Source organism: Xanthomonas euvesicatoria pv. euvesicatoria, from assembly GCF_020880415.1.
Lineage (GTDB): Bacteria > Pseudomonadota > Gammaproteobacteria > Xanthomonadales > Xanthomonadaceae > Xanthomonas > Xanthomonas euvesicatoria.
Genome location: NZ_JAJIUJ010000120.1, coordinates 107,802 through 129,763 on the forward strand (window position 1 = coordinate 107,802; position 21,962 = coordinate 129,763).

Annotated in this window: 22 protein-coding genes; 13 read left to right on the forward strand and 9 right to left on the reverse strand. The window is 65.4% G+C overall.

Features of this window, described 5'->3' with window-relative positions:
• Positions 1-157 precede the first annotated feature (157 nt).
• The 4 genes from LN450_RS22685 to LN450_RS22700 are packed head-to-tail and all read right to left on the reverse strand — an operon-like array spanning position 158 to position 3,079.
• Positions 158-658, reverse strand: coding sequence for a hypothetical protein (locus LN450_RS22685; protein ID WP_008571472.1), 501 nt, complete (start codon positions 656-658; stop codon positions 158-160).
• 60 nt (positions 659-718) lie between these two features.
• Positions 719-973, reverse strand: coding sequence for a DUF6587 family protein (locus LN450_RS22690; protein WP_008571471.1), 255 nt, complete (start codon positions 971-973; stop codon positions 719-721).
• Between the two features lies 1 nt (position 974).
• Positions 975-2,834 (reverse strand): ferrous iron transporter B, encoded by a 1,860-nt coding sequence (feoB, locus tag LN450_RS22695; protein ID WP_011347202.1) that lies wholly within the window; start codon positions 2,832-2,834, stop codon positions 975-977.
• Positions 2,831-3,079, reverse strand: coding sequence for a FeoA family protein (locus LN450_RS22700; protein WP_003486267.1), 249 nt, complete (start codon positions 3,077-3,079; stop codon positions 2,831-2,833). Before LN450_RS22700 ends, feoB begins: the two co-directional genes overlap by 4 nt.
• 114 nt (positions 3,080-3,193) lie before the next feature.
• Here LN450_RS22700 and LN450_RS22705 point away from each other — a divergent pair, with 114 nt between their 5' ends.
• The 6 genes from LN450_RS22705 to LN450_RS22730 all read left to right on the forward strand — a co-directional run bounded on the left by LN450_RS22705 (position 3,194) and on the right by LN450_RS22730 (position 7,341).
• Positions 3,194-3,991 carry an enoyl-CoA hydratase-related protein gene (locus LN450_RS22705; protein ID WP_008571468.1) on the forward strand — a complete coding sequence of 266 codons (798 nt, stop codon included), beginning with the start codon at positions 3,194-3,196 and terminating at the stop codon, positions 3,989-3,991.
• The gene (locus LN450_RS22710; protein ID WP_008571467.1) at positions 3,988-4,377 is read left to right on the forward strand and encodes a VOC family protein; all 390 of its coding nucleotides are present in this window, start codon (positions 3,988-3,990) and stop codon (positions 4,375-4,377) included. Before LN450_RS22705 ends, LN450_RS22710 begins: the two co-directional genes overlap by 4 nt.
• Before the next feature lie 106 nt (positions 4,378-4,483).
• Entirely contained in the window at positions 4,484-5,380 is an 897-nt protein-coding gene (locus LN450_RS22715; protein WP_008571466.1) for a hydroxymethylglutaryl-CoA lyase, read from the forward strand.
• Positions 5,381-5,517: 137 nt separating this feature from the next.
• Complete coding sequence (locus LN450_RS22720) at positions 5,518-6,288, forward strand: SDR family NAD(P)-dependent oxidoreductase (RefSeq protein ID WP_011347201.1); 771 nt, start codon at positions 5,518-5,520, stop codon at positions 6,286-6,288.
• Between the two features lie 100 nt (positions 6,289-6,388).
• Positions 6,389-6,955, forward strand: a complete 567-nt coding sequence (gene yeiP / locus LN450_RS22725; protein WP_008571463.1) for an elongation factor P-like protein YeiP — start codon at positions 6,389-6,391, stop codon at positions 6,953-6,955.
• Positions 6,955-7,341 carry a hypothetical protein gene (locus LN450_RS22730; protein WP_011347200.1) on the forward strand — a complete coding sequence of 129 codons (387 nt, stop codon included), beginning with the start codon at positions 6,955-6,957 and terminating at the stop codon, positions 7,339-7,341. The genes yeiP and LN450_RS22730 overlap by 1 nt, the downstream gene beginning before the upstream one ends.
• Before the next feature lie 220 nt (positions 7,342-7,561).
• Here LN450_RS22730 and LN450_RS22735 read toward each other — a convergent pair whose 3' ends face one another.
• From LN450_RS22735 to LN450_RS22745, 3 genes are read right to left on the reverse strand one after another with little or no spacing between them, the layout of a single operon-like run.
• A complete protein-coding gene (locus LN450_RS22735; protein ID WP_011347199.1) occupies positions 7,562-9,421 on the reverse strand; it encodes a DUF7844 domain-containing protein in 1,860 nt (619 codons plus the stop codon).
• Positions 9,418-9,717 (reverse strand): DUF2388 domain-containing protein, encoded by a 300-nt coding sequence (locus LN450_RS22740; RefSeq protein WP_008571460.1) that lies wholly within the window; start codon positions 9,715-9,717, stop codon positions 9,418-9,420. Before LN450_RS22740 ends, LN450_RS22735 begins: the two co-directional genes overlap by 4 nt.
• 34 nt (positions 9,718-9,751) lie before the next feature.
• Positions 9,752-11,170: an FAD-binding oxidoreductase gene (locus LN450_RS22745; RefSeq protein WP_041855044.1), complete on the reverse strand. Its 1,419-nt coding sequence runs from the start codon at positions 11,168-11,170 to the stop codon at positions 9,752-9,754.
• 207 nt (positions 11,171-11,377) lie between these two features.
• On the opposite strand from LN450_RS22745, the gene serA reads away from it, so the two are divergent.
• On the forward strand, positions 11,378-12,619 hold the full coding sequence (serA, locus tag LN450_RS22750) for a phosphoglycerate dehydrogenase (RefSeq protein WP_039417623.1): 1,242 nt from the start codon (positions 11,378-11,380) through the stop codon (positions 12,617-12,619).
• 148 nt (positions 12,620-12,767) lie between these two features.
• Here the strand turns inward: serA and LN450_RS22755 are convergent, their stop codons facing one another.
• Complete coding sequence (locus LN450_RS22755) at positions 12,768-13,358, reverse strand: NUDIX hydrolase (protein ID WP_042841144.1); 591 nt, start codon at positions 13,356-13,358, stop codon at positions 12,768-12,770.
• A 143-nt stretch (positions 13,359-13,501) separates the two neighbouring features.
• On the opposite strand from LN450_RS22755, the gene LN450_RS22760 reads away from it, so the two are divergent.
• The 6 genes from LN450_RS22760 to LN450_RS22785 all read left to right on the forward strand — a co-directional run bounded on the left by LN450_RS22760 (position 13,502) and on the right by LN450_RS22785 (position 19,788).
• Positions 13,502-14,974, forward strand: a complete 1,473-nt coding sequence (locus LN450_RS22760; protein WP_011347195.1) for an amino acid permease — start codon at positions 13,502-13,504, stop codon at positions 14,972-14,974.
• Between the two features lie 76 nt (positions 14,975-15,050).
• Complete coding sequence (locus tag LN450_RS22765; protein WP_011347194.1) at positions 15,051-16,481, forward strand: amino acid permease; 1,431 nt, start codon at positions 15,051-15,053, stop codon at positions 16,479-16,481.
• Between the two features lie 89 nt (positions 16,482-16,570).
• Positions 16,571-17,224, forward strand: a complete 654-nt coding sequence (locus tag LN450_RS22770) for a methylthioribulose 1-phosphate dehydratase (RefSeq protein ID WP_011347193.1) — start codon at positions 16,571-16,573, stop codon at positions 17,222-17,224.
• Between the two features lie 35 nt (positions 17,225-17,259).
• A complete protein-coding gene (locus tag LN450_RS22775; RefSeq protein WP_008571451.1) occupies positions 17,260-17,826 on the forward strand; it encodes a 1,2-dihydroxy-3-keto-5-methylthiopentene dioxygenase in 567 nt (188 codons plus the stop codon).
• 2 nt (positions 17,827-17,828) lie between these two features.
• Entirely contained in the window at positions 17,829-18,527 is a 699-nt protein-coding gene (mtnC, locus tag LN450_RS22780) for an acireductone synthase (protein ID WP_008571450.1), read from the forward strand.
• 184 nt (positions 18,528-18,711) lie between these two features.
• The gene (locus tag LN450_RS22785) at positions 18,712-19,788 is read left to right on the forward strand and encodes a C13 family peptidase (protein WP_031422412.1); all 1,077 of its coding nucleotides are present in this window, start codon (positions 18,712-18,714) and stop codon (positions 19,786-19,788) included.
• Between the two features lie 461 nt (positions 19,789-20,249).
• Here the strand turns inward: LN450_RS22785 and LN450_RS22790 are convergent, their stop codons facing one another.
• Positions 20,250-21,836 (reverse strand): calcineurin-like phosphoesterase C-terminal domain-containing protein, encoded by a 1,587-nt coding sequence (locus tag LN450_RS22790; protein WP_011347191.1) that lies wholly within the window; start codon positions 21,834-21,836, stop codon positions 20,250-20,252.
• Positions 21,837-21,962: the final 126 nt, after the last annotated feature.

A 21,962-nucleotide genomic window follows, 5' to 3' on the forward strand; every position in this document is an offset into this window, starting at 1 on the left:
CCTGACCCGGCACGGAGCCGGGAGACCGGCAGCACGTCGCCGGCAATCGCCAGCCAACCGTGGAGCGCGCATTGCAACTGCCCTGTCTGCATCGCACAGGCCGCATCCAGCGACGACCGCGCCGCTGGGGCAAGCGCAGTCACTTGGTCAGCTGCGCTTATTGATACGCCGGGCCGACCCAGGCGGTGCCTTCGCTGTGGGCGATGAGCGTCTTCCAGCGCTTGCGGATCACCTTGTCGCGTGTGCGAAAGGTCATGCGCACGCCCGGCAGACCGAGCGTGGCACGCGTTTCGACCATCGCCGAATGTTCGTCTGCGGCGATATCGATCTTGGTGATGGACTGTTTGTAGTCGATCAGCTCTTCCGGATCGGCCACGTGGCTCATCTGCCGCAGCACCTGCGCCCATTCGCCGTTGGATTTGCAATATTTCTCGCGGTTGGCGGTCTGCCGCTGCTGATGGGAATCCATGCGGTACAGCACCACCATTTCGAATTCCGGCGCGGTCATTGCGCAGAGCGCCTCGCCGTCCTGGCTCAACATCGCCTTGTCGTGCGCGGCATAGAAATCGCGCACCTGCTTCTCGTCGAGCGCGTTGCCGCCATAGTTATAGAGACCCGCAACGGCGGCCAGCACCGCCAACAACACCAGCAAACGCATCACCGCCCCCTTGTCTGGCCGCGTCCTGCGGCCGCGCAAGTGTAGACCAGACGACGGGGGTCAGTGGCTGCGGGGCGGTGTCGGGCCGCAGCTGTCGCAACCACCGCAGGCGGAGACGTTTTGGGCGGCAGGCGGTGCTACGCGACGACCCAGTGCCTGCACCCATGCCGGCCGCCCGCTGCGCAGCAGCCCAAGCGCAAGCGCGCCACGCAGGCGACGCAGCACACCGGGAAACTGTTTCTTCATCACCACCCACAGGCTGACCAGCACTGCGATGGCGATCACCAGGTATTGCAGCGTGAGCGAAAGCGTCATCTCAGCCGGCCCCCAGCAGCACGGCCAGCTGGTAGGTCACCAGCGACGCCAGGTAGGCCAGCGCGAACAGGTACACCGCGCTGATGGTCATCTGCTTCCACGAGTTGGTTTCGCGCTTGATCGTGGCCAGCGTGGAGATGCACATCGGTGCGTAGATGTACCAGACCAGCAGCGACAACGCGGTGGCCAGCGACCACCCGTCGCTGATCAACGGCGACAACGCCTGCGCTGCCGCGTCGTCGTCGGCAGCAGACAACGCGTATACCGTGGCCAGCGAGGCCACCGCCACTTCGCGTGCGGCCAGGCCGGGAATCAACGCGATGCAGATCTGCCAGTTGAAGCCCAGCGGTGCGAAGAACACTGCCATTGCGTGGCCAATACGACCGGCGAAGCTGTAGTCGATTGCCGGCAAGGTGGCATTGGCCGGCGCCTCGGGAAACGACAGCAGGAACCACAGCAGGATGGTCAGCGCCAGGATGATGCCGCCCACGCGCTTGAGGAAGATCCAGGCGCGCTCCCACAGCCCCAGCGCCAAGTCGCGTACCTGCGGCACGCGGTAGGACGGCAGCTCCAGCATCAACGGGTGCTCGCTCTTGTCGCGCCGCCATTTCTTCATCGTCCACGAGACCAGCAGCGCACTGACGATGGCCGCAGCATACAGCCCGAACAGCACCAGTCCCTGCTGGTTGAAGATGCCCCACACGGTCTTCTGCGGAATGAAGGCGCCGATCAACAACGCATACACCGGCAACCGCGCCGAACACGTCATCAGCGGCGCGACCATGATGGTGGCGAGCCGGTCGCGCGGGTCCTGGATGCTGCGCGTGGACATGATGCCCGGCACCGCACAGGCAAAACTCGACAACAGCGGAATGAACGAGCGCCCCGACAAACCGGCCACCGACATCATGCGATCGAGCAGAAACGCCGCACGCGGCAGGTAGCCGGATTCTTCCAAGGCCAGGATGAAGGCGAACAGGATCAGGATCTGCGGCAGGAACACGATCACCCCGCCCAGCCCGGCGATGACGCCATCCTTGAGCAAGCTGTTGAGCGGACCTTCCGGCAACGTCGCGCCGACCCACTCGCCCAAGGCGGCGGTGCCGCCGTCGATCAGGTCCATGACCGGCGCAGCCCAGGCATAGACCGCCTGGAAGATCATGAACATCACCACCGCCAGCGTGACCAGGCCCCAGATCGGATGCAGCAGCCAGCGGTCCAGCGCATCGTCCACGCGCGAGGTGCGGGTGGGCATGGTCACCGCTGCGCTCAGGATCTGCCGCACCAGCGCGTGATAATTACCGTCGGCCGGCGGATTGGCGGCGGGCGCCGTCAGGCGTGCCGCCTGCGCGTCGAGCCGCTCGACCAGCACCTTGGCACCACCGCGCCGCACCGCCACCGTTTCGACCACCGGCACGCCGAGCGCCTGCTCCAGCGCCGGCAGGTCGATGACAATGCCGCGTCGCTGTGCGGCATCCATCATGTTCAGCGCCACGATCATCGGCCGGCCGAGCTCGCGCAGTTCCAACGCAAAGCGCAGATGCAGGCGCAGATTGGTCGCATCCATCACATAGACCAGCACGTCCGGCGCCGGCTCGCCCGGATAAAAGCCACGGCACAGGTCGCGGGTGATCGCCTCGTCCAGGCTCGCCGGTTGCAGGCTGTAGGCGCCGGGCAGATCCAGCACCGCAAAGTCGCGCCCGGACGGTGCGCGGAAGTGGCCTTCCTTACGCTCGACGGTGACGCCGGTGTAATTGGCCACTTTCTGCCGGCTGCCGGTCAGCTGGTTGAACAGTGCGGTCTTGCCGCTGTTGGGGTTGCCAACCAGCGCCAGACGCAGCGGAACGGTGGCCGCGCTCATGCCGATCCTCCCGCATGGCGCACCTGCACGCGCGCAGCCTCGCTGCGCCGCAGGGCAAAACGCGTATAGCCCACCTGTACCAATAACGGTTCGCGGCCGACCGGCCCGGTGGCCAGCACCGTGACTTCCTCGCCCGCGACAAACCCCAACTCCCGCAAGCGCCGGGCGATCGTGTCGTTGGGGAGACGATCCTCCACGGAGTCCACGATGGCGGCGCGATGCAAAGGCATGTCGGACAGCGTCACAAAGACGGCCTGATTGTTAGGAATGGTTCTCAATTCTAGCATCGACGCACCGCGTCATGGCTCCGGCGACCCGGCCCGCTATCATGGTTCGCATCCCATTCATGGACGTACGCAATGCAGGACACCGGCTTGATCGTCGAAGACCACGGAGCGGTTCGCACCTTGCGATTGCATCGGCCCGCAGTACATAACGCCTTCGATGCGACGCTGATCGCGGCGTTGACCGATGCATTACGCGAGGCGGGCCGGGCGTCGCAGATCCGCGTCGTCGTGCTGACCGGTGATGGCGCGGCCTTTTCGGCCGGCGCAGACCTGAACTGGATGCGCGGCATGGCCAGCGCCAGCGAAGCCGAGAACGCCGCCGACGCACTGGCGCTGGCGCAGCTGATGCGCACCCTGGATGAACTGCCCAAGCCCACCATCGCGCGCGTCAACGGCGCTGCTTTCGGCGGCGGTGTCGGCCTGGTGGCGTGTTGCGATATCGCCATCGGTTGTACCGAGGCGCGCTTCGGCCTGACCGAAAGCAAGCTCGGCCTGCTGCCGGCGGTCATTTCGCCCTATGTGGTTGCAGCGATCGGCGCGCGCCAGGCGCGGCGCTGGTTCGCAACCGCCGAGATCTTCGATGCCGGCACCGCGCAGTTGCTGGGTCTGCTGCACCAGCTGGTGGCCGCCGACCAGCTGGATATCGCAGTGGAACGCCAGGTTCGCCTGTTGCTGGCAGCGGCGCCGCTGGCCACCAGCAGCGCCAAGGCGCTGGTGCGCTCGGTGCTGCCAACTGCCGACCGCGATGCCATCGATGCCGCCAATGCGGCCTTGATTGCCCGTCTGCGCGTGTCGCCCGAAGGCCAGGAAGGCCTGGGTGCGTTTCTGGACAAGCGCAGCGCCGCGTGGATGCCGGAGAGCATGGCGTGAGCGCGATCGACCATATCGGCCTGGCCTGCAGCGACCTGCAAACCAGCACCGCGTTCTACCGGGCCGCGCTGGCGCCCCTGGGCATCACGCTGCTGGTGGAACTGACGGCCGCGCAAACCGGCGGCCGCGCGCATGCCGGCTTCGGCACCGAGCGCCCGTTTCTCTGGCTGGGCTCCCACGCGCAGGCGCCGGGCACCACCCATGTCGCGCTGACGGCGAGCGACCGCCACAGCGTGGATGCGTTTCATCGTGCTGCGCTGGCCGCCGGTGGCCGCGATCACGGCGCGCCCGGGCTGCGCCCGCATTACCATCCACACTATTACAGCGCCTTCGTGCTCGATCCCGATGGCCACAATTGCGAAGCGGTCTGCCACCTCCCCGCATGAGTCTCTTTCCGATGTCCCTGGTTTCCTTGTCCACGCATTCGGCCGCCACCACGCACGCGGTTGCGGCGATGCCTGCACGACGTCATGCGCGCTGCGATGTGAGCGCATGAGCGACTTCGTCCGCATTGTCGAAGTTGGCCCACGCGATGGCCTGCAAAACGAAGCGCAGCCGATCGCCACTGCCGACAAGATCGCGTTGATCGATCAACTCTCGGCCACCGGGCTGCGCACGATCGAAGCAACCAGCTTCGTCAGCCCGCGCTGGGTACCGCAGCTGGCCGACGCCGCCGAGGTGTTTGCCGGCATCGCGCAGGTGCCGGGCATCGCATATCCGGTGCTGGTGCCCAACCTGCAGGGCTACGAACGCGCACGCGCGGCCGGGGCGCAGGAAGTGGCGGTCTTCACCGCGGCGTCGGAGGCGTTTAATCGCACCAATACCAACGCCGGCATCGACGAATCGATCGAACGCTTTCGGCCGATCCTGCAGCAGGCCGCGCTCGATGGTGTGCGCGTGCGCGGCTACGTCTCCACCGTGCTGGGCTGCCCGTACCAGGGCGAAGTGCCGGTGGCCGATGTGGTCGATGTGGCGCAACGTCTGCACGCACTCGGCTGCTATGAAATCTCGCTGGGCGACACCATTGGCGTAGGCACGCCGGTCAAGGCGCGTCAGATGCTGGCCGCGGTGGCGCAGGCGGTGCCGATGCAGGCGTTGGCGGTGCATTTCCACGATACCTATGGGCAGGCGCTGGCCAATATCGCCGCATGCCTGGAGCAAGGCGTACGCGTGATCGATGCGGCCGTGTCCGGTGCGGGCGGCTGCCCGTATGCCAGGGGCGCCAGCGGCAACGTCGCCAGCGAAGACGTGGTGTACCTGTTGCAGGGGCTGGGCATGCCCACCGGCATCGACCTGCCTGCCCTGGCCCGCACCGGCCGCTGGCTGGCGCAGCTGCTCGGTCGCGACACCGGCAGCAAGGTCGGCAAGGCGTTGGCTGCCGCCGGCTGAGGTTTTCCTGCCCGCGCAATCGTGCATCACCGACCACCGCGATCACGCAGGGGCTTGGGCTAGAATTGCCGACCGCTCCGCCGATCGTTCGTTTGCCGCCAACACCGGCCACCAACGCTATTTTAGGGAACCACCGCATGCAGCCATCTTCTGTTCTTGCCATCGTCACCGGCGGCGTTTCCGGCCTCGGCCTGGCGGTCGCACAGCGTCTGGTGGTCGACGGCGGCAAGGTCGCGTTGTTCGATGTCAACGCCGACAAGGCCGAGTCGGCGCTGGCGCTGCTCGGTGCCGGCAACGCGCATTACTTCGCCACCGATGTCACCGACGAAGCGCAGGTGGCCGCCAATGTGGCGCAGGCTGCACAGGCGCTGGGCGGGCTCAACCTGGTGGTGAATTGCGCCGGCATCCTGGGCGCCGGTCGCGTGCTGGGCAAGGAAGCGCCGATGCCGTTGGCCACCTTCCGCAACACCGTGCTGGTGAATCTGGTCGGCAGCTTCAACGTGGCCAAGGCCGCTGCCGATGTCATGCAACACAACACCGCCGGCGATGACGGCGAGCGCGGCGTGATCGTCAATACCGCCTCGGTGGCGGCATTCGAGGGCCAGATCGGCCAGGCAGCGTATGCGGCAAGCAAAGGCGGCGTGGTCGGCATGACCTTGCCGATGGCACGCGAACTGGCGCGCTTCGGTATCCGCGTGATGACGATCGCGCCGGGCGTGTTCTGGACCCCGATGGTCGACGGCATGCCCGAGGCCGTGCAGCAATCGCTGGCCGCCTCCATCCCGTTCCCCTCGCGTCTGGGCCAGCCCGACGAATACGCCGACACCGTCGCCTTCATCCTGCGCAACCGCTACCTCAACGGCGAAGTGATTCGCCTGGACGGCGGCGTGCGGTTGGTACCCAAGTAGCGGGGATTGGGGAATCGGGAATGGGGAATCGTAACGGCGCCCTGCTCTCAGCACCCCGGCCCCGGCTTTTTCGATTTCCCATTCCCTACTCCCGATTCCCATGAAAGCCAACGACATCAAGAAAGGCAACGTCGTCGAATACAACGGCGGCATTTACCAGATCCGCGACATCGAACGCAGCTCGCCGCAGGGCCGCGGCGGCAATGTGCGCTTTCGTTTCATCATGTACAGCGTGCCGGGCGGGGTGAAAACCGACGCCAGCTTCGATGCCGACGACAACCTGCCGGAAGTGGAGCTGCTGCGCCGGCAGTCCACGTTCTCGTACAAGGATGGCGAAGCGTTCGTGTTCATGGACGACGAAGACTTCACCCCGTACACGCTGGATGCGGACGTGATCGGCACCGACGCCGGCTACATCACCGATGGTCTGACCGGCATCTACGTGCAAGTGATCGACGACCAGCCGGTGGCCGTACAACTGCCGCAGACGGTGACGCTGGAAGTGGTGGAGACTCCGCCGGAATTGAAGGGCGGCACCGCCACCAAGCGGCCCAAGCCGGCCAAGCTCAACACCGGCATGGAAATCATGGTGCCCGAGTACATCACCAATGGCGAACGCGTGCTGGTCAACACCACCACGGGCGAATTTGCCGGTCGCGCCGACTGATGCGTCGCGTTGCTGTTGTCGTAACCGTGGGTGTGCTGGCGGCCTGCAGCGTGCAACAAACACCGACGCAGGCCGCAACGCCTGCGCCGGTGGCCTGCACCGATCCCAAGGTGGAAGACGAATGGCTGCAGCATCCGGCAGGCCTGTGCGGCATGCCGGAGGATGTGCGCAAACTGGTCGACGACTACGACACCTGCGAGCACTTCGCCGGCGAAGAGCCGTATGACGCCGACCGCCGGCATGAAATCGAAGTGGCCGTGGCACAGTTCTGCACGCCGGCACCGGCACGCCTGGCCACGTTGATGCGGCAGTACCGCCACGACGCGCATGTCAGCCAATGGCTGCGCCAGTATTCCAAGCAAGCGGATCTGCAACCGGCCGGCTGAGATGCATCGGCTGATCTGACAGCTGCGTGCCAGTGAGGTGGATTACTCCTGCTAGTGGCAGCGTCGCCACAACTCACGGCTGAAGACTGCAGCCGTTCCGTTCTCGCCAAGAGAGGGTGGCGCGCCGCCCGCTCGATGAGGGCGAGGCAATTCGGAGAATCCGGGCTGCCCCTGCCCTCACCCCAACCCTCTCCCAGCGGGAGAGGGGCCGGCACGCGTGCTATTGCACCTGCATAGGGATGCGCACCTCCGAGTGCGCTTTGTCGGCGGCGGCATCACCGCGCGCAAGCACGCGCAGGCGCGCGCGCAAACGCTCCACATTCGCTTCGCCCTGCTGCAGTCCATTGCGCACGTTGGCCGGCAATTGCTGGCGTCCAGCCAGCTGCAGCTGTTTCCAGCCATCGACCAACATCGCGCTTTCCTGCGCCACGCGCGCGCTCAGCTGTTGCTGCTCGTCCGCTTGTGGCAAGCCATACCCCGCGCTGCGCAACAGCACCGCCGGATGACTGAGTTGCGCCTGGCGCGCGAACAGCGCTTGCAGCTGTCCCTGCACCGCCTCGCGCGCGGCCACGCCCGGTTGCAACAGGCGCTTGAGCGCATCGCGCGCCAGCAATTCCTCTCGACGCAGGGCCGCCTGCTCCAGCAACAATGCCGCTGCAGTTTCGCGCAGACCGCCGCGATCGAACGATTGCGCCCGCACCTCGGGCGCGGCCTCCAGCCACTGCGCGACGGTTGTTTGCGGCACTGCGATGCCATGCCGAAGGACGTCGAACATGGCCTGGTAATGCGCTGCCGCCGATTCGAAGTAATAGCCCTGGCGGATGGCTTGTGCAGGGTCGTCCAGCACATGCAGATCGGCGATGCCGGCACGATGCAATCGTTGCCGCAGACCGCGCGGCGTGATCGAGGACAAGTTCGCTGCAGCCAGACGCGGCACCCCGTCATGCAGCAACTTGTAGGTTTCCACCGCGCAGTTGTTGCCGATGAAGTAATAGCGCCCGTCGTAACTCCAATGCACCTGCGCGGCGCGCTCGAGCAGGGCCGCGACCTCGTCGGGCGTCAGGGCCAGCGGCACCGACGACAGGGCGCGCAATTCCACCTTGGTGTATTCGTCCACGACCTGGTTCAACGGCAGCACGAACAGCCGCGACGGGTACGAACCCGTGAGCCCGCGCCAGCTGGAAATCTGCACATCGCCCACGAACGCGCGGAACGACAGCACGCGGTGGTATTGCAGATCCAGCCGGCATGCGGGGCCCGGCGCACGGCCGGGTGCGCAGATCACCAGGCGCAACATGCTGTGGCCCCAGCGGCTCATCGGCTGCTCGTTACCCTCGGCAAGCAGATAGTCCACCGCATACACGCGTGCCGGATCCAGCGTCAGCAACGACATCGCACCGGCGTCGTTATCGGCCTGCAGATACGGCAGCGCGGCCCCGCAGGGCGTGACACCCTGCGGCGGACCGATGCGTTGCGCAAACCAGGCCGCAAGCGCAGGGCGCCGGCAGGCGTAGTCGGCGTCCAGCACGTAATGCTCGAGATTGACCGCAACGAACTCGGCCGGGCTGCGGCGTTCGTATTCGTCCGGGCTGCGGTCGCTGAACCGATTTTCGCTGCGCCCCACCCGCCACGGCCGCACCTGCCAGCCGGCAAGGTCGCGCAGGCGCCGATCGCGCGACCACGCGCTGCGTGCGCCGCGATCGAACACATGCGCCAGTTCGTGTATGAGCGCTGCCATCGCCGCGCGCGTGGCAGCTGCGTTTTGATCGGAACGTGCGTCATCGGATTGCGCGCTCCACGCCTGCAGCAGCGCGCGATCGAGCAGGATGCGATTGCCGATTGCACGGCCGTGTACCTGCGCCGGCAGATCGGTGCGCCATTGCAGCTGGATCGGGGCGGTCATCCGCCGCGTCCAGCCCTGCGGCAATCGCCGTGCGACCGACTGCACCAGCGCGTTGCTTGCTTCGATCTCCGCCGCAGGCAAATCCGAGCGAACCACCTCGACCAACAATTCAGCCTGCGCCTGCGGTGCGGCCAAGGCGGCCAGCAGCAGCCAGCCGCACCGCCGGCTCAGACTCACCGGGCCAGGATGGACTGCGCCAGCTCCAGGTCGCTGGCCAGCCGCGCCGCGTCGCTACGGCTGCGCAACTGCAGCAACGCCGCTTCCAGACGCGCACCGCGGATGACGCCGTCGCTGGCAACAAAACCGGCCGCATCTTCCCGGGCGTCGGCCACCACCTTGTCGTCGCCGGAGCTGCTGCCGGACGAATTGGACGAGCCAGCCGACGAAGCACCTGCCGACGTACCGGCCAGGCTGGATGCGAACGCTGCCAGCGGCAGCAGCGTCAAAGCGCAGAACACGAGGGAGCGCATCATGGGCTGATCGATTCCGTGTGAAGGTGCGGGAAGACTAACCGGCAGGCGTGTTGGCAGGTGCGTCATGCATCTCGAACAGCTTGCCGGGATTCAGCAAAAGATGAGGATCGAGCACATGTTTGATGCCGCGCATCAAGGCGATTTCCTCGGCAGAGCGGGTGCTCCACAGATAGGCCTTCTTGACCAGGCCGATGCCGTGTTCGGCGGAAATGCTGCCGTCGAAACGCTGCAGGGCCTGCGCCAGCAACTTGGTGACCTGATCGCAGGCCGCAACGAAATCGGCCTGGCTGGTGCCATCGGGCTTGAGCACGTTGATGTGCAGGTTGCCATCGCCGATGTGCCCGAACCACACCACATCGAAATGCGGATACGCATCGTGCAGCAACGCCTGGGTTTCGGCCAGGAATGCCGGCATCGCCGAGATGCGCACCGACACGTCGTTCTTGTACGGCGTGTAGCGCGCCAGCGCTTCGGTGATGCCCTCGCGCAGGCGCCACAGTTGCGCGGCCTGTGCATCGCTCTGGCTGATCACGCCATCGCTGACCCAGCCCTGCTCCATGCAGGTCTCGAAGGCCGCCATCGCAGCCGCCTCCTGCGCCTCATCGCCTGCGGCGAATTCGGTGACCACGTAATACGGGTGAACCTCAGCGAACGGCGCCTGCGCGCCATGCGCAAGCACATGTTCCAGCGCGCGATCGGTGAAAAATTCGAACGCCTCCAGGCGCAACTGCGCGCGAAACGCGGCAAACACCTGCATCAGCACTTCGAACGAGGGCAACGCAAGCAACATCACGTTGCTGGGCGGCGGCGGGTCGGTCAGCCGCAGCGTGGCTTCGACCACGATGCCGAGCGTGCCTTCGGAGCCGATCATCAGATGGCGGAAGTCGTAGCCGCTGGAATTTTTGACCAGCGCGTTGTTGAGTTCCAGCAACTCGCCGCCACCGGTGACCACCTTCAACCCGGCCACCCATTCGCGCGTATTGCCGTAGCGGATCACCCGGATGCCGCCGGCATTGGTGGCGATATTGCCGCCGATCGAACACGAACCGCGCGCCGCAAAATCTACGGGGTACACCAGCCCATGCTCGCGCGCGGCGTTGTGCACCGCTTCCAGCGGCATGCCGGCCTGCACGGTGAGCGTGCGATCCACTGCGTTGAAATCCAGCGGTTTGTTCAAACGCTCCAGGCTCAACACCAATTCGCCGTTGGCCGCCACTGCGCCGCCGGACAAGCCCGTGCGCCCGCCCGACGGCACCACCGCCACGCCTTGCGCATTTGCCCAACGCACGACCGCCTGCACTTCCTCCACCGAGCCCGGCAAGGCGATCGCGAGTGGGTTCGGCGTCCAGCGGCGTGTCCAGTCGCGCCCGTAATGCTCCAGGTCGGCCGGGTCGGTCTTCACACGCAACGCAGGCACGGCCTGTTGCAACGAAAGGAGGCGGGGATCGGTCATGGCACGCGGCGCTGCGGTAGGAACCGCACAGCGTGCCAGCGCCGGCCTGCCTCGTCCAGCCGGCGCACTCACGGCCGACGCAGCGTTGGATTCAGCTGAAACCGTTGCGCCGCAAGGGCTTCGCCGGTGCGAACAGCGCATCGCGGCCACCCAATCGCGCACCCCATCTGGCATAGTTGCCGGCCCGATTGCTGCATTGCGTTCCCCATGTCGCCGAAGAAAACCTCGTTTCCCAAGCAGGACATCCGCGTGCTGTTGCTGGAAGGCATCAGCCCGACCGCCGTGGACGTGTTCCGCGCCGCCGGCTACTCGCAGATCGAACTGCACGCCAAATCGCTGCCGGAAGACGAGTTGATCGCCCGCATCTCCGACGCGCATATCGTCGGTATCCGCTCGCGCACGCAGCTGAGCGCCGAGGTGCTGGCGCATGCCAAGCGCCTGATCGCAGTCGGCTGCTTCTGCATCGGTACCAACCAGGTGGACCTGGACGCGGCCGAGCTGGCCGGCATCCCGGTGTTCAACGCGCCCTACTCCAATACCCGCAGCGTGGCCGAACTGGTCATCGCCGAAGCGATCCTGTTGCTGCGTGGCATTCCGCAGAAGAACGCGCAATGCCATCGCGGCGGCTGGTCCAAGTCGGCCGCCGGCAGCCACGAAACGCGCGGCAAGGTGCTGGGCATCGTCGGCTACGGGCATATCGGCACCCAGGTCGGCGTGCTGGCCGAAGCGTTGGGCATGCAGGTGATCTTCCACGATATCGAAACCAAGTTGTCGTTGGGCAACGCACGCGCGGCCATCGACCTGGACGAGCTGCTGGCGCGCTCGGACGTGGTCACCTTGCACGTGCCGGAAACCCCGTCGACCAAGGACATGATCGGCGCAGCCGAAATCGCCCGCATGAAGCCTGGCGCGCACCTGATCAACGCCTCGCGCGGCACCGTCATCGACATCGACGCGCTGGATGCGGCGCTCACCTCCGGCCACATCGGCGGCGCGGCGGTGGATGTCTTTCCGATCGAGCCCAAGGGCAATGGCGATGCGTTCGAATCGCCGCTCACCGCGCACGACAATGTGATCCTGACCCCGCACGTGGGCGGCAGCACGCTGGAGGCGCAGGACAACATCGGGATCGAGGTCGCCGCCAAACTGGTGCGCTATAGCGACAATGGCAGCACCTTGTCGGCAGTGAACTTTCCGGAGGTCACCCTGCCCGAGCACGCTGAAAGCCTGCGGTTGTTGCATATCCATCGCAATGTGCCGGGCGTGCTGTCGCAGATCAACGAATTGTTCTCGCGCCATAACGTCAACATCGACGGCCAGTTCCTGCGCACCGACCCCAAGGTGGGCTATGTGGTCATCGATGTCAGCGCCAGCGAGGAGCTTGCCGGCGTGCTGAAGGACGAGCTGGGACAGATCACCGGCACCTTGCGGACGCGGGTCCTGTATTGAGCGGGATTTGGGAATCGGGATTCGGCATTGGTAACAGCGGTTCGCCGCAGCCGGTGGGTTCATCGGTCCAACCACGCTGTGGGAGCAGACATGGCCCGCTGGGTGGATCGGCGCCGGCCCACTGCTTCTGCCAATCCCGAATCCCGAATCACCACTCCCGGCTCTCCAGCCACTTTTCCGCCATCCGCCGCAGCGATGGATCGAGCTCGGGATCGGCAAGCAGCTCGGCGATCGGGCGCCAGGCCAGCGCCAGCGATTCTTCGCTGACCTTGAACGCCTCGTGCGCACCGGCCAGCACCACGTAACGCGCATCGAAGTGCCAATGCCCGGCCACGTCGCCGCGCGCCGGAATCCAGTGACGGTCCAGATCGAACAACTCTCCGTCGGCCAGCCGCAAGCCGACGAGTCCGGATTCCTCCTCCGCTTCACGTAATGCCACCTGCGCCAGATCGCGGTCGCCATCGGCGTGCCCGCCCAGCTGCAGCCAACGCTGCAGCTTGCGGTGATGGGTCAGCAAGGTGCGTGTGCCGTCGGCGCTAACCACCCACGCCGAGCCAGTGAAATGACCTTCGACACGCTCGCGCACGAACGGATCGGTGGCATCGTCCAGCAATTGCACGAACTGCTCGGCCAGCGCGGCCTCCTCCGGCCAACGCAGGCGGTACGCCGCCAATTGCTGCTGCAGGGTTGCAACCACCATCTGTCGTTCTCGGTCGCCCGGTGCGGGCCAGGCGGCCATTATCGCCATTCATGCTGCGTACGCGCTTGTCGTGAGCGTGTAGCTTTGGCAAGGTAGGCCGCTTGCCTGTCCCACCGGGATGCGGCGCACCAATTCGTCCGGGCGCCCGCGCCTTCAAGCTTTGCCACTTAGGGATGTACCGAATGCTGAAGTCTCTGTTGAGGGTCAAATCGATCGAGCCCGCTGGCCACGTCGATGCAGGCGAACCGGTCGAAGGCAGCCTGCAAGGCGAAGCGACGCTGCAACGGACCCTCACAGCCAAGCACCTGATCATGCTCGGTATCGGCGCGGTGATCGGCGCCGGCATCTTCGTGCTGACCGGCCAGGCCGCGGCCAATCACGCCGGCCCGGCGGTGATGCTGTCGTTCGTGTTCGCCGGTATCGCCTGCGCCTTCGCCGGCCTGTGCTACGCCGAATTCGCCGCGATGATGCCGGTCTCCGGCAGCGCCTATTCGTATTCATACGCCACGCTCGGCGAAGGCATCGCCTGGTTCATCGGCTGGTGTCTGGTGCTGGAATACCTGTTCGCCGGGTCCAGCGTTGCCGTCGGCTGGTCTGCCTACCTGATCAGCTTCATCACCGGCACCCTGGGGTTGCCGTTCCCCGCAGAGTTGGCGGGTGCGCCGCTGGCCTGGGACGGCCACGGCTTTGTCAGCTCCGGGAATCTGGTCAACCTGCCGGCCGTGCTGATCGTCGCGGCGGTGAGCATCCTGTGCTACGTCGGCGTCACCCAGTCGGCGTTCGCCAACGCGATCGTGGTGGCGATCAAGGTCGTGGTGATCTGCCTGTTCGTGGGCTTTGGCATTTCCTATATCGACCCGGCGAACTGGCACCCCTTCATCCCGGAAAACACCGGCCCTGGCCAGTTCGGCTGGGACGGGGTGTTTCGCGCCGCGTCCATCGTGTTCTTCTCCTACATCGGCTTCGACGCGGTTTCCACCTCGGCCGGCGAAACCAAGGATCCGCAGAAGAACATGCCGATCGGCATCCTGGTGTCGTTGGCCATCTGCACCGTCATCTACATCATCGTCTGCGCGGTGCTGACCGGCCTGCTGCCCTATACCCAGCTCGGCACCGCCAAGCCGGTGGCCACCGCGCTGGAAGCCCACCCGCAACTGACCTGGCTCAAGACCGCGGTGGAAATCGGTGCCATTGCCGGCTTGTCGTCGGTGGTGCTGGTGATGCTGATGGCGCAGCCGCGCATCTTCTACACCATGGCCAAGGATGGGCTGATGCCCAAGCTGTTCGGCAAGGTGCACCCGAAATTCCGCACGCCTTACGTCGGCACGCTGTTCGTGGGCGTGGTCGCCGCGCTGCTGGCCGGGGTGATCCCGTTGAACGTGCTGGGCGAACTCGTCTCGATGGGTACCCTGCTCGCCTTCGCCACGGTCTGCGCCGGCGTGCTGGTGCTGCGCTTCACCAAGCCCGACCTGCCGCGCCCGTTCCGGGTGCCGCTGGCGATGGTGATCTGCCCCCTGGGCGCGTTGGCCTGTCTGTTCCTGTTCTTCCAGGCCTTCCAGGAACACTGGAAGGTGTTCGTGGGCTGGACCGTGATTGGCCTGGCGATCTACTTCGGCTACGGCATCCACCACAGTCGCCTCGCGAAACGGGCCTAAGCTTCTCTCAAGACCGGCGCGCGACGCCGGTCTTCTTGTTCAATGACCGCGCGTAGCGCCAAGCCGGAACCGCTTCATGTTCAAACAACTTTGGGCCACCAAACACCCGCACGCCAGCCATGAGGCGGCCGACGGGCTGGGCCTGCAACGCGCGCTTGGCCCCTGGGGGCTGACCGCCCTGGGAATCGGCGCGGTGATCGGCGGCGGCATCTTCGTCATCACCGGCCAGGCGGCGGCCGACCATGCCGGCCCGGCGATCATGCTCTCGTTCGTGCTCGCAGCGGTGTGCTGTGCGTTCTGTGCGATGGCCTACGCCGAATTCGCTGCGATGGTGCCGGTCTCCGGCAGCGCCTACACCTACACCTACGCCACCTTCGGCGAGCTGGCCGCGTGGCTCATCGGCTGGATGCTGGTGCTGGAATACGGCGTGTCTGCCTCGGCAGTGGCGGTCAGCTGGACCGGCTACTTCTTGAGCCTGCTCGAGCATTTCGACATCCACCTGCCGGCCGCATTCGTCAGCGCGCCGCTGGACGGCAAATTGCAACCCACCGGGGCGATCGCCAACCTGCCGGCGGCCGGGATCGTGCTGCTGCTGACATGGCTGTGCTATGTCGGCATCCGCAAGTCGTCGGCAATGAACATGGCCATGGTGATCCTCAAGACGGGCTTGATCCTGCTGGTGATCGCGGTAGGCTGGAAATACGTGGACACCTCCAACTGGCACCCGTTCATCCCGGCCAACGAAGGCCCGGGCAAGTACGGCATGGAAGGCGTGCTGCGCGGCGCAGCGATGGTGTTCTTCGCCTATATCGGCTTCGAAGCGGTGTCGGTGGCGGCGCAGGAATCGCATCGCCCGCAACGCGACCTGCCGATCGGCATGATCCTGTCGCTGGTGATCTGCACCGTGCTCTACATCGCGATGGCGGCGGTCATGACCGGCTTGGTGCCGTACACCCTGCTCGGCACCGACGAGCCGGTGGTGACCGCGGTGGCGGCGCATTCGCAGCTGGCCTGGTTGCGCGTGGTCGTGGAAGTGGGCGCGTTGATCGGGCTGTCGTCGGTGGTGCTGGTGATGATCATCGGGCAGCCGCGCATCTTCATGATCATTGCGCGCGATGGCCTGCTGCCCTCGATCTTCACCCGCATCCACCCCAAGTACCGCACCCCGCATGTCAATACCGTCATCACCGGTGTCGGCATCGCACTGCTGGCAGCGGTGTTCCCGCTGGATGTGCTGGGCGAACTGACGTCGATGGGCACGCTGATCGCCTTCGCGGCGGTCTGCGCCGGCGTGCTGATCCTGCGTCGCACGCACCCGGAACTGCCGCGTCCGTTCCGCATGCCGGCCGCCTGGCTGATCTGCAGCGCCGGCGTGTTGAGCTGCCTTGCGCTGCTATCGGCGATGACGCTGCACAACTGGATGCTGATGGGCCTGTGGACGCTGGTCGGGCTGGTGATCTACTTCGGCTATGGGTATCGCCACAGCCGTCTGCGCGACGGCCGCTGAGCCCACGCATGATCGGGCGTCTGGCGCGGCAGGACGATGCCTGCTGCGCTGCACCTGCCCATGCACCGGGGGCGCAGTAGAATAGGTCCATGAATGCGACCACTGCCCCCCTGCCCTACAGCACCACGCGTCTGCACGAGCTGGCGCACCTGCTGATCGCCAATATCCGCGAGCTGGCCCATGCCGGCTGGACGCCTGCGACCAGCAGCAATTTCTCCCACCGTCTGGACGAACAGCACGCGGCCATCACCGTCTCCGGCCGCGACAAGGGTCGCCTGGTCGAAGAAAACATCATGGTGGTGGACTTCGATGGCCTGGCCGTCGGCCGCCCGTTGCGCCCGTCTGCCGAAACCCTGCTGCACACCCAGCTGTATCGCCGGTTTCCGGAGATCGGTTGCGTGCTGCATACGCACTCGCCGGTGCAGACGATTGCCTCCCGCCTGTATGCAGGCAGCGGTGTGATTCGGCTCGAAGGCTACGAATTGCTCAAGGCCTTCGATGGCAACACCACCCACGAAACCGCAGTGGAAGTGCCGGTGTTCGCCAATACCCAGGACATGCAGGTGCTGGCCGCGCAGGTCGATGCCTTGCTGGACAAACAGAGCATGTGGGGGTATCTCATCGAAGGACACGGCCTGTATGCCTGGGGCCGCAACATGGCCGAGGCACGTCGTCATCTGGAAGCGTTCGAATTCCTGCTGCATTGCGAACTCGAACTGCTGAAACTGCGCGGCACGCGCTGAGTACTGTCCGTCCCCCATTCGTGAGCCAGACCGCCATGAGCCGACTGCGTATCTTTGCCGACACCAATCCCGCCACTCCCGAGTTTGATAGCCGCGACGGCGATGCGATCGCCGCTCAGTTGCAGAAGATTGGCGTGACCTTCGAACGCTGGCATGCCAGCGCGCCGGTCGAACCGGGCGCCACGCCCGAGCAGGTGATGGACGCCTACCGTGCCGATATCGATCGCATCAGCGCCGAGCGCGGCTTCAAGACCGTGGACGTGGTCAGCATCGCGCCGGACAACCCCAAGCGCGAAGAAATGCGCGCCAAGTTTCTGGACGAGCACTTCCACAAGGAAGACGAGGTGCGGTTCTTCGTCGCCGGCTCAGGCCTGTTTACGCTGCACGTCGATGCCAAGGTTTATGAGATCGAATGCGTCAAGGACGACCTGATTGCCGTGCCTGACGGCACCCTGCACTGGTTCGACATGGGGCCGGAACCGCACTTTGTGGCGATCCGCTTCTTCACCGAGCCGGACGGCTGGGTCGGACATTTCACCGGCACCGAAATCGCCAAACAATTCCCCCGCTACGCCCCCGAGAAACCTCACAAGGCCAGCTGACGATGACACGACCGCAAGCGATCCTCACCGATATCGAAGGTACGACCAGCAGCATTTCGTTCGTCAAGGACGTCTTGTTCCCGTATGCGCGCCGCGCCATGCCGGCCTACGTGCGCGAACACGGCAATCATCCGCAGGTGCGCCATTGGCTCAACCAGGTGGCCGATGAAATCGGCGAGGACGTGCCGGACGAGGTGCTGATCACCACGCTGCAGACCTGGATCGACGAGGACCGCAAGCACACCGCGCTCAAGGCCTTGCAGGGCCTGATCTGGGGCGACGGCTACAAGACGGCCGACTTCACTGCACATATCTACGCCGATGCGGCGATCCAGTTGAAAGCCTGGCACGCAGCGGGCATTCCGCTGTATGTGTATTCGTCCGGCTCGGTGCCGGCGCAGAAACTGTTCTTCGCGCACAGCGACGCGGGCGACCTGAGCGGACTGATCACCGACTGGTTCGACACCGAAGTCGGCCCCAAGCGCGAAAGCGCCAGCTATCGCCGCATCGCCGAGCGCATTGGCGTGCCGGGACCGGAGATCCTGTTCCTGTCGGATGTGATCGAAGAGCTCGATGCCGCCAAGCGTGCCGGCATGCGCACCGCGCTACTGGACCGCCGGGAGGACTATCCCACGCCGCGTTCGGCCGACGATGTCGGCAGTCACCAGCGCGTGGAGAGTTTTAGCCAGTTGGTGCTGTAAGCACGATCTGCAAGCCGATTGCGCTCGTTGCCGTTTGAGCGCAATCGGTGGTTGGCGCCGCGCAGGCCGCTGATATGCTCCGGCTGCGACGCGCCGCATGCAGCTATCTGACGGGATAATGGCCTGCACTGCGGGCACCGCGCTCGGCCACCCCACCCGTCTTTCCTGGACTTCTGCGCGCGCCATGTCGCTGCCTTCCCCTTTCGCACCACATGCAGTATGGCGACGACTTTCCACGCTGATCGTCGTGGTGGCGTTGATGGCCGGCTGCCATCCGGACGCTGGTGCTGCGCTGCAGGCCCAGCCTGCCGAGAGCCACGATGCAGGCGATCCGGTCGATCAGGCCGCTCTGGCGCACGCATTGAAAGCGTTGCAACCGCAGCGCCCCGGCGTCACCGATCTGTACGTAGTCGGTTTTGCCGGCGATGCCAGCGACGATGTCTTCCGCAACGAGACGCTCTACCTCAAACAGCTGTTCGAGCAACGCTTCGATGCGCGCGGGCGCGTGGTCACGCTGGTCAACAACCCGGACAATCTGGGCGAGCATCCATACGCTCCGCTGGCAACCTACGACAATCTCTACGACACGCTGGCCGCGATCGGCAAGCGCATGGATCGCAAGGAAGACGCGCTGTTGCTGTTCGTCACCACCCACGGTACCGAAGACCACAGCCTGTACGTGCAGGTCGACGACAAGGAAGAGGATTTCATCAGCCCGCAGGATCTGCGCCAGGCGCTGGACGATGCCGGCATCGACAATCGCATCATCGTGCTGTCGGCCTGCTATTCGGGAGGTTTCATTCCCGCACTGCGTTCGCCGCAAACGCTGATCCTCACCGCTGCGCGTGCCGACCGGCCCTCGTTCGGCTGCGGCAATACCTCCAACGCCACCTATTTCGGGCAGGCATGGTTGATCGATGCGATGAACCAGAGCGACGACCCGCTGGCCGCATTCGACATTGCCAAGGCCGCCATCACCGCACGCGAGAAGCAGGAAGGCGAGCTCCCCTCGTTGCCGCAGCAATCGCTGGGCAAGCGCATCGCGCCAGTGCTGGCGCGTTGGCGTGCGGGCGTGCATCTGGGGCCGGCGGTGGCGTATCCGTATCCGCCGGTGGAGATGGATGCCGCGTCGGACCAGGGCGTGGATTCAACCGACTCAGCGGACGCTGCGCCGGTGAGTGACGTGCCACGTTCGAATACCCCGGCAACCGCAAAGCCCTCAAGCACGCTCCCAGCTACACCTGCAGCATCCAATCGATAACCCAGAGCGGGTGCTGAGACTAATTCTCATTTCGTCAGCACCAACCGGGCCTCGCTACACTCGCCCGGCCAGCCAGCCAGCAACCGCCAGCCAGCACGATCTTCGCCAGCGCGCCAACGCCTGCCAGCCCGGATCCCAAAACGCCTCCCTTGTGGAGGCGTTTGTGTTTGTGGCGATCAGGAGACTGCTGCGCAGCTGACACATGCTTCAACGTCGCGCTATCGCAGCCGCGCTTCTGTCCGTGCCGAGATCACGACGACATGGTTCCGTATCGTTGCTCAAGAGCCGCTACACAACGTCACCAGCAATCGCTTGGTGCGATCTAGATTTTCTTGGCGCGAGATACCCCAACCCCAGTATTGGGCGATGTCAGGCACTGTGTGCACCCTCATCCATCCCTTTGGGGCACCCTCTCCCGGTGCGAGAAGGGCGGCGTTGGACGACCGACATCGTTAACCGCCTCAGGGCTCAGCAGTTTGCAGGCGGTACACGGTGCTGGCGTTGTACTGCCCGGTGGGTAGGTTTGCGCGCACCTGGACGGTGTGTTCGCCCACCGCCAGGGTGGTCGGCAATGCACCGCGCCAGAGATGCGTAGACGGCGTGGCCTCCGGCGAGCGGTCGTAACCGCGCAACGCGTCGGCCGCATCATCACGCACATTCTCTGCCAGCACACGCGGATCGCCACGCTCTACCCGCTTCATCGGCTGCCATGGGCCGTTATCGATGCGCATCTCGACCACGGTGTCGTCCTGGCCCATGAAAACATTGGCGTAGACGCCCCACGCCGCATACGCGCCCTTGCGCAGTACCTTGGGCGCGTGCAGCAGCAATTGCGCATCGTCGGCCGCGCGCGCAGCGTGATAAGCCAGCGTGTAGCTGCCGCTGGGCGCAACCTGCAGCACCGCATAGCCATTGGGAGTGCCATCGCTCATCGTCGCATCGGGAATGCCGTCGGCATCCTTGGCACCCGACCAGAACGCACCGCAGGCCGCACCCACGTTGTATTCGTGCAGCGGTCGTGCACCCTGCCAGCCCTCGTCGGCACCGTGATCCACCTGGCGCTGGGTGTGGCTATGACCACTGAGCACCAACACATGCGGAAACTCTTTCAGCAATGCGAACAGGCGGCGGCGATCGGCATGCCGGAAGGTTTCCTGCCCCGGCACTGCATCGAACAGGTGGATATGCATGCCCAGCACCAATAGCCGGTCCCGTGGCAGCTGCGCCAGGTAATTCTGCAGGAACGCGAATTGATCGTCGCGCAGGCCACCGATGTAGGCCTGCCTGCCGCCCGGCGTATAGATCACATCGTCCAGGAACACGAAGCTGGCATTGGCTTCTTCCACCGCATAGGTGTCCGGGCCGTAGACTGCGTGCCAGCTGTCGAGCGACTGCGCATCGTCGTGCGCGTCCAGGTTGAGATCGTGGTTGCCCGGCACATGGAACCACGGCACGCCCAGCTGCGTAGTGACCTTGTTCAAGGCCGGATACAAGCTCAGATCGTCGCTGACGATGTCACCCAGCGTGGTGCCCAGCCTGGCGGTGGTCTTGCCGATGATCGGTTCCACGATGTCGCGCTGGTAGTAGCCAACGTCGGCAAGGCTGGCGGTCTGGCTGTCGGCAAACACCAGCATCTGGAAGCCATCGGCCGCGGTGTCTGCGCGTGGCGTCAGCGCGAAATCCCAGTTGTGCGTGTTGCGGCCAGTCGCGGCGACACCGCCGTATTGATGCTTGGCCGAGCCACGCGGTGCGTAGTGGCGCCAGAATGCAGGCAGGCCATCGGCGGCGGGCAAAAAGCGGCGGTCGCCGGGCTTGATCACGAATACCGTCTGCCCGTCGCGTACCGGCAGGCGGTAGCGGCCCTGCGCATCGGTACGCACGATCTGCTCGCCATTGGAAACCGCCACATCGGCCACCCCCGGCTCATCGGCGCTGCGGCCGGCGCGCCCGTCGCGTTCTTCGTAGACGATGCCATCGACCGCGGTGTCGCGCGCGTATGCGCTTCCCGCGAGCAAGCCCAGTGCCAACAAAGCGAAGCGAGGTTGCATGCGTTTTCCCGCGCGAAGATCCGCGGAAATTGTACATGCCATCGCCAGGCGCACAGCGCGAGTACTCAGGTTGGAAGGCATGACCGCATATCCGTAGGAGCGCACCGGGGCGCGAAGGGGCGCGAA